Origin of the sequence: Achromobacter sp. UBA5777, from assembly GCF_002418565.1 — a bacterium.
GTDB lineage: Bacteria > Pseudomonadota > Gammaproteobacteria > Burkholderiales > Burkholderiaceae_B > Achromobacter > Achromobacter animicus.
This window is the reverse complement of sequence record NZ_DIEJ01000248.1, coordinates 1-5,877: the sequence shown is the minus strand read 5'-3', so window position 1 is coordinate 5,877 and position 5,877 is coordinate 1. Positions and strand designations below refer to the sequence as shown.

At 68.3% G+C, this 5,877-nt stretch carries 6 protein-coding genes and 1 pseudogene; 3 read left to right on the top strand and 4 right to left on the bottom strand.

Features of this window, described 5'->3' with window-relative positions; genetic code table 11:
* The 3 genes from B3446_RS21305 to B3446_RS21295 all read left to right on the top strand — a co-directional run.
* A partial coding sequence (locus B3446_RS21305; protein WP_291384757.1) for a (2Fe-2S)-binding protein occupies window positions 1-426 on the top strand: 426 nt, incomplete at its 5' end.
* Between the two features lie 12 nt (window positions 427-438).
* Window positions 439-1,602 (top strand): NAD(P)/FAD-dependent oxidoreductase, encoded by a 1,164-nt coding sequence (locus tag B3446_RS21300; RefSeq protein WP_291384755.1) that lies wholly within the window; start codon window positions 439-441, stop codon window positions 1,600-1,602.
* Window positions 1,599-1,985, top strand: coding sequence for a RidA family protein (locus B3446_RS21295; RefSeq protein WP_175136975.1), 387 nt, complete (start codon window positions 1,599-1,601; stop codon window positions 1,983-1,985). Before B3446_RS21300 ends, B3446_RS21295 begins: the two co-directional genes overlap by 4 nt.
* Here B3446_RS21295 and B3446_RS21290 read toward each other — a convergent pair.
* The 4 genes and pseudogenes from B3446_RS21290 to B3446_RS21275 form a co-directional block, all read right to left on the bottom strand.
* Entirely contained in the window at window positions 1,960-3,240 is a 1,281-nt protein-coding gene (locus B3446_RS21290; RefSeq protein ID WP_291384753.1) for an amidohydrolase family protein, read from the bottom strand. The genes B3446_RS21295 and B3446_RS21290 overlap by 26 nt on opposite strands.
* Window positions 3,241-3,301: 61 nt before the next feature.
* Window positions 3,302-4,252: an ABC transporter permease gene (locus B3446_RS21285; protein ID WP_056565907.1), complete on the bottom strand. Its 951-nt coding sequence runs from the start codon at window positions 4,250-4,252 to the stop codon at window positions 3,302-3,304.
* A 10-nt stretch (window positions 4,253-4,262) separates the two neighbouring features.
* Complete coding sequence (locus B3446_RS21280) at window positions 4,263-5,336, bottom strand: ABC transporter permease (protein ID WP_191578365.1); 1,074 nt, start codon at window positions 5,334-5,336, stop codon at window positions 4,263-4,265.
* A gap of 45 nt (window positions 5,337-5,381) precedes the next feature.
* Window positions 5,382-5,877: pseudogene (locus B3446_RS21275) on the bottom strand (ABC transporter ATP-binding protein); the annotation flags it as partial.

Here is a 5,877-nt window from a genome sequence, read left to right as displayed (position 1 = left end):
ATCGACGCGCGCAAGCGCGACAGCGAGGCCGCCACGCCGCGCGAGGCGCTGGCCCGCGCCGTGCGGGGCCGCGAGTTCTTCGACACGCTCTACAAGGCGCCCGAGGCATTCCGCCGCCCCACCGGCGACACCATCGTGTGCCGCTGCGAGGAAGTCACCGCCGCGCAGGTGCGCGAAACCGTCAAGCTGGGCTGCAGCGGGCCGAATCAGATGAAGGCCTTCCTGCGCTGCGGCATGGGCCCGTGCCAGGGCCGCTTCTGCGGCCTGACGGTGGCCGAGATCATCGCCGAGGAACGTGGCGTGCCGACCGAGGAAGTGGGCTACTACCGGCTGCGTTTTCCGACCAAGCCGCTCACGCTGGGCGAGCTGGCTTCATTGCCCCAGACCGACGATTCGCGTCAGGCCGTCGTCCGCCTGAAGAAATGACGGGTGGACGCCATGACCGTTCAAACGCGGGCGGCTGAAGTCATCATCATCGGCGGCGGGCTGCACGGCAGCTCGGCCGCGTTGCATCTGGCCCGCGCCGGCGTGCGCGCGCTGGTCATCGAAAAGAACTACGTGGGACGCCATGCCTCCGGCGTCAACGCGGGCGGCGTGCGCACGCTGTCGCGCCATCTGGCCGAGGTGCCGCTGGCGCTGGCCTCGCGCGAGCTCTGGTATCGCATCGGCGAGCTGGTGGACGACGACTGCGGCTTCGAGCAGCACGGGCAGGTGCGTGTTGCCGAGAATGCGGCGGATGCGGAAACGCTGCGCGCGCGGCTCAAGACCATGACGGACCATGGCTACACGCACGAGCAGTGGATAAGTCGCGAAGAACTGCTGGATCTGATTCCTGCGATTGCGCCCACGGTGCAAGGCGGCCTGATCGCGCGCGAGGACGCGGCGGCCGATCCCTATCGCACGACCCTCGCCTTTCGCATGAAGGCCGCTAGTCTTGGCGCGCAGTTTCTGGAAGGCGTGCGCGTGCAGAGCGTGGCGCGGCACGACGGCCAATGGCGTGTGGAGACGGACGCCGGCGTGTACACCGCGCCGCAGGTGTTGAATTGCGCCGGCGCGTGGGCCGACCGGATCGCCGCGCAATGGGGCGAGCCGGTGCCGCTATTGCCCATCAGTCCCATGATGCTCGTCACGCTGCGCATGGATCACTTCCTGGATCCCGTGGTGCTGGGCACTGGCCGCGCGCTGTCGTTCAAGCAGCGCACTAACGGCACCGTGCTGATCGGGGGTGGCCGGCGCGCGTGGGTGGACCGCGATGCCGAATGGACCGAGCTGGATTTCCGCTCGCTGGCCGAAGGCGCGCGCACGGTGGTCGACCTGTTCCCGCACATGCGCGATGCGATCGTGAACCGCGGCTGGGCGGGAATCGAAGCGGCCATGCCCGACGAGATTCCCGTGATTGGCCGTAGCAGCCGGCACGAGACGGCCTTCCATGCGTTTGGCTTTTCGGCCCACGGCTTTGAGCTCGGACCCATCGTCGGCCGCATCATGGCCGACCTGATCACGACCGGCGCGACGGACATGCCGATCGCGCCATTCCGGATCGAACGTTTCTCGGATGCCGGCAAGGCATCCGGCTCATCCACCAAGGAGCAACACCAATGAACGATATCGTGCGCAAGGAAACGAACGAGCGCCTGTCGCGCATCGTGATTCACGGCGACACCGTGTACGTGGCGGGCGTGACCTCGAATGCGGAAGGCGGCATCGCCGCGCAGACGCGCGACGTGCTGGCCAAGATCGACGGCTATCTGAAGCAGGCGGGCACCGACAAGTCGCGCCTGTTGACAGTGCAGATCTGGCTCAAGGACATAGAACGCGACTTTGCCGGCATGAATGCCGTGTGGGCGGAATGGGCGCTGCCGAAGGCAATGCCCACCCGAGCCACGTGCGAGGCCAAGCTGGCCTCGCCTGATCTGCTGGTGGAGATCATCGTGACGGCCGCCGCGCGGCCGGCTTATGTCAGCGGGCCGACGTCTGAAAGCTGACTTCGCCGGGACGGCCCGGCAGGTTCAGCGTGGCGGTGGCCGGCGGCGTGGTCGCCACCACCTTGCCGGCGCGCAGCACCATCAGGCGCGTGGCGCGCAGGCGCAAGGCCTCGACGGCGTCGCGCGCCTGCAGCAGCACCAGGTCGGCGCGCTTGCCGACTTCCAGGCCCGTCTCGTCCAGGCCAAGAATCTTGGCGGGCGTGGTGGTGACCGCTTCAAAACAGGCGCGCATGGCGTCCTGGCCCGTCATCTGGCCGACGTGCAGGCCCATGTGCGCAACTTCCAGCATGTCGCCGGAACCCAGGCTGTACCACGGGTCCATCACGCAGTCGTGGCCGAAGGCGACCGGCACGCCCGCCGCCATCAGTTCGGGCACGCGCGTCATGCCGCGGCGCTTGGGATACGTGTCGTGGCGGCCCTGCAGCGTGATGTTGATGAGCGGATTCGCAATCGCGGAGACGCCCGCTTCCCGGATCAGCGGGATCAGCTTGGACACGTAGTAGTTGTCCATCGAGTGCATGGACGTCAGGTGCGACCCCGTCACGCGGCCGTGCAGGCCCAGGCGTTGCGTGTGATACGCCAGCGTCTCGATGTGGCGCGACAGCGGGTCGTCGCTTTCGTCGCAGTGCATGTCCACGCGCAGGCCGCGCTCGGCCGCCAGTTCGCACAGGATGCGCACGGATTCGGCGCCGTCCTGCATGGTGCGTTCGAAGTGCGGAATGCCGCCCACCGCGTCCACGCCCATGTCCAGCGCGCGCTTCAGGTTGTCCAGTGCGCCGGGGGCGCGCAGCACGCCGTCCTGCGGGAAGGCAACGAGTTGCAGGTCCAGGTAGGGTTTGACCTTCTCGCGCACGTGCAGCAGCGCTTCCGTCGCGAGGAGGCGCGGATCACAGACGTCCACATGCGAGCGGATCGCCAGCAGCCCGCGCGCCACGGCCCAGTCGCAATAGGCGAGTGCGCGTTCCACCAGCGCTTCCTGCGTCAGCAGGGGTTTGAGCTCGCCCCACAGCGCGATGCCTTCGAGCAGCGTGCCAGACTGGTTCACGCGCGGCAGCCCGAAGGACAGCGTGGAATCCATGTGGAAGTGCGCGTCGACAAAGGGCGAGGTCACCAGCTGGCCAGCGGCGTCCACGGTCTGCGCGGCCTCGGCCTTCAGCGCCGGCTCCAACGCGGCGATGCGGCCGTCGGCCACGCCGATGTCGATGTTCTTGCGGCCGTCGGGCAGCGTGCAGTTCTTGATGATCAGATCGAGCATGCGATTTCCTTGCGAAAACATTCAGTTGCTGCATCCCTGTCGCGCAGCGCCTCGGAGGGGATCACCGTTCACCCTTCCGATAGGGCTTCATCAAGGCCTGCGGGTAGGCGGCGCGGCGCGCCATGAACACCAGGGCCAGGATGGACAGGATATAAGGCAGCATCAGGTACACCTGATACGGCAGTTCGGGCAGGCCCGGCAGCGCCGCGCCGCCCTGCTGCAGACGCAACTGCAGCGCATCGAAAAAGGCGAAGATCAGCGCTCCCAGCAGCGCCTTGCCCGGTCGCCACGACGCAAACACCACCAGCGCCACGCAGACCCAGCCGCGGCCGTTGACCATGTTGAAGAAGAACGCATTGAACGCGGCCAGCGTCAGAAAGCTGCCCGCCACGCCCATCAGCGCCGATCCGGCCACGATAGCGCCGATGCGCAGGCGCGTCACGGACAGGCCCTGGCCTTCGGCGGCGGCGGGGTTCTCGCCCACCATGCGCACGGCCAGTCCCACGGGGGTGCGGTTCAGCACCCATGCAAGAATCGGCACCGCGGCGAGCGCGATCAGCGTCATCGGCGTCTGCCCGGCCAGCACGGGGCCGATCAGCGGAATGCCGTCCAGGAACTTCATTTCGGCAAACGGCGTGATGGTCGGCGGCGTGGACACGCTGGGGAACGTGACGCGGTAAGCGAAGTAACTCACGCTGGTCGCAAGCAGCGTCACGCCCAGGCCCGACACGTGCTGCGACAGGCCCAGCGGAACTGTCAGCACCGCGTGCAGCAGGCCGAACACGGCGCCGGCCAGCGCGGCCGCCAGCACGCCCACGTACAGCGGCGCGCCCAGGTAGACGACCAGCCAGCCCGTGAAGGCGCCGGCCACCATGATGCCTTCGATGCCCAGGTTCAGCACCCCGGCGCGCTCGCACAGCAGCACGCCCAGCGTGCCCAGTATCAGCGGCGTGGCCAGGCGCAGCACGGCCACCCAGAAGGCCGAGGAACTCATCAGATCCATCCATTCCATGGCGTGCTCCTCAAGCCTTGTTGCGGCGCAGGCGGTACTGCGCGAATAGCGTCGCGACCAGCATGGCGAGCAACGAGGTGGCGACGATGACGTCGGCGATGTAGTTGGGCACGGCGATGGCGCGGCTCATGCTGTCGGCGCCCACCAGCATGCCGGCAACGAAAACGCTGGCCAGGATCACGCCCAGCGGATGCAGGCCGGCCAGCATGGCAACGACGACACCCGTGTAGCCGTAGCCCGGCGACATATCCAGCGTGACGTAGCTGGTGCGGCCCGCCACTTCAATGGCGCCGGCCAGACCCGCCAGCGCGCCGGACAGCATGGCGGTGCCGAGCATCACGCGGTTCACCGGAAGGCCCAGGAAGCGCGACGCGTGTGCGTTGGCGCCCACCGCGCGCATCTGGAAACCGAAGACGGTGTAGCGGTTCAGCAGCCACAGGCCCAGCGCCAGGCCGGCGGCCCACAACAGGCCCGTGTGGGCGCGCGTGCGTTCGATGAGCTTGCCCAGTTCCAGGTCGCCGTTTAGCGCCACCGATTGCGGCCAGCCCATCGCCATCGGATCCTTCATCGGGCCGTCCAGCATCATCGACACGAACAGCAGCACGATGAAGTTGCCGAGCAGCGTGGTCACCACCTCGTCGACGCCCAGGCGGGTTTTCAGGATGGCGGGAATCAGCAGCAGCAAGGCGCCGGCCAACGCGGCCGCCAGCATCATGCCGCCGAACAGCACCGGCATCGGCAGATCGAAACCCGTGCCGCCGTGCAGGCCGCCCACGGCCACGGCCGCCAGGGCGCCCAGATACAGCTGGCCCTCGGCGCCGATGTTGTAGAAGCGCGCGCGGAACGCCACGGCACAGGCCAGGCCGGTCAGCATCAGCGGGGTGGCGCGGGTCAGGGTCTCGGACAGTGCGAAGCGGGTGCCGAACGCGCCTTCGAACAGCAGCGCGTAAGTGCGGCCGACGGGGGCGCCGGCCCAGGCCACCAGCAGCGTGCAGACCGCCAGCGTGAAGAGGATGGCCGCGATGGGCGCAAGCGCCAGCGCAAGGCGGCTGGGCTCGGGGCGGCGTTCCAGGATCAGTTTCATGGGATGCTCAATAGTGAAGAAAGCCGGGCGTGACGGTGCAACCCGTCATGCCCGGGTTCCCGTCATGGCCAGGCCGACGGTGGCGGGCGTCCACTCGGCCACCGGCTTGATCGCGACCAGCTTGCCGCCGCACAGCACGGCGATGCGGTCGGCCAGGGCGAAGATCTCTTCCAGGTCTTCGGACACCAGCAGCACGCCGGCGCCGCGTGCGCGGGCGGCAAGGAGTTGCTCGCGCACGTAGGCGACCGCGCCGATGTCCAGGCCCCAGGTGGGTTGGTCGGCCACGATGAAGCGCGGCTCGCGCGCCAGCGTGCGGCCCAGGATCAGCTTCTGCATGTTGCCGCCCGACAGGCTGCGCGTGCGCACGTCCAGCGACGCGGCGCGCACGTCGAACTGCTTGGCCAGCGAGGCCGCGTAGGCCTTGCCCGCGCGGGCGCGGATCAGGCCGTGACGGGCGAAGCGCTTGTCCTTCAGGTCTTCCACGATGGCGTTTTCCCACAAGGGGCTGTCGCCGATCATGCCTTCGCCGTGGCGGTCTTCC

Coding starts and splice junctions, on each gene's coding strand:
- B3446_RS21300 (WP_291384755.1), top strand. CDS start 439: ATGACCGTTCAAACGCGGGCGGCTGAAGTCATCATCATCGGCGGCGGG.
- B3446_RS21295 (WP_175136975.1), top strand. CDS start 1,599: ATGAACGATATCGTGCGCAAGGAAACGAACGAGCGCCTGTCGCGCATC.
- B3446_RS21290 (WP_291384753.1), bottom strand. CDS start 3,240: ATGCTCGATCTGATCATCAAGAACTGCACGCTGCCCGACGGCCGCAAG.
- B3446_RS21285 (WP_056565907.1), bottom strand. CDS start 4,252: ATGGAATGGATGGATCTGATGAGTTCCTCGGCCTTCTGGGTGGCCGTG.
- B3446_RS21280 (WP_191578365.1), bottom strand. CDS start 5,336: ATGAAACTGATCCTGGAACGCCGCCCCGAGCCCAGCCGCCTTGCGCTG.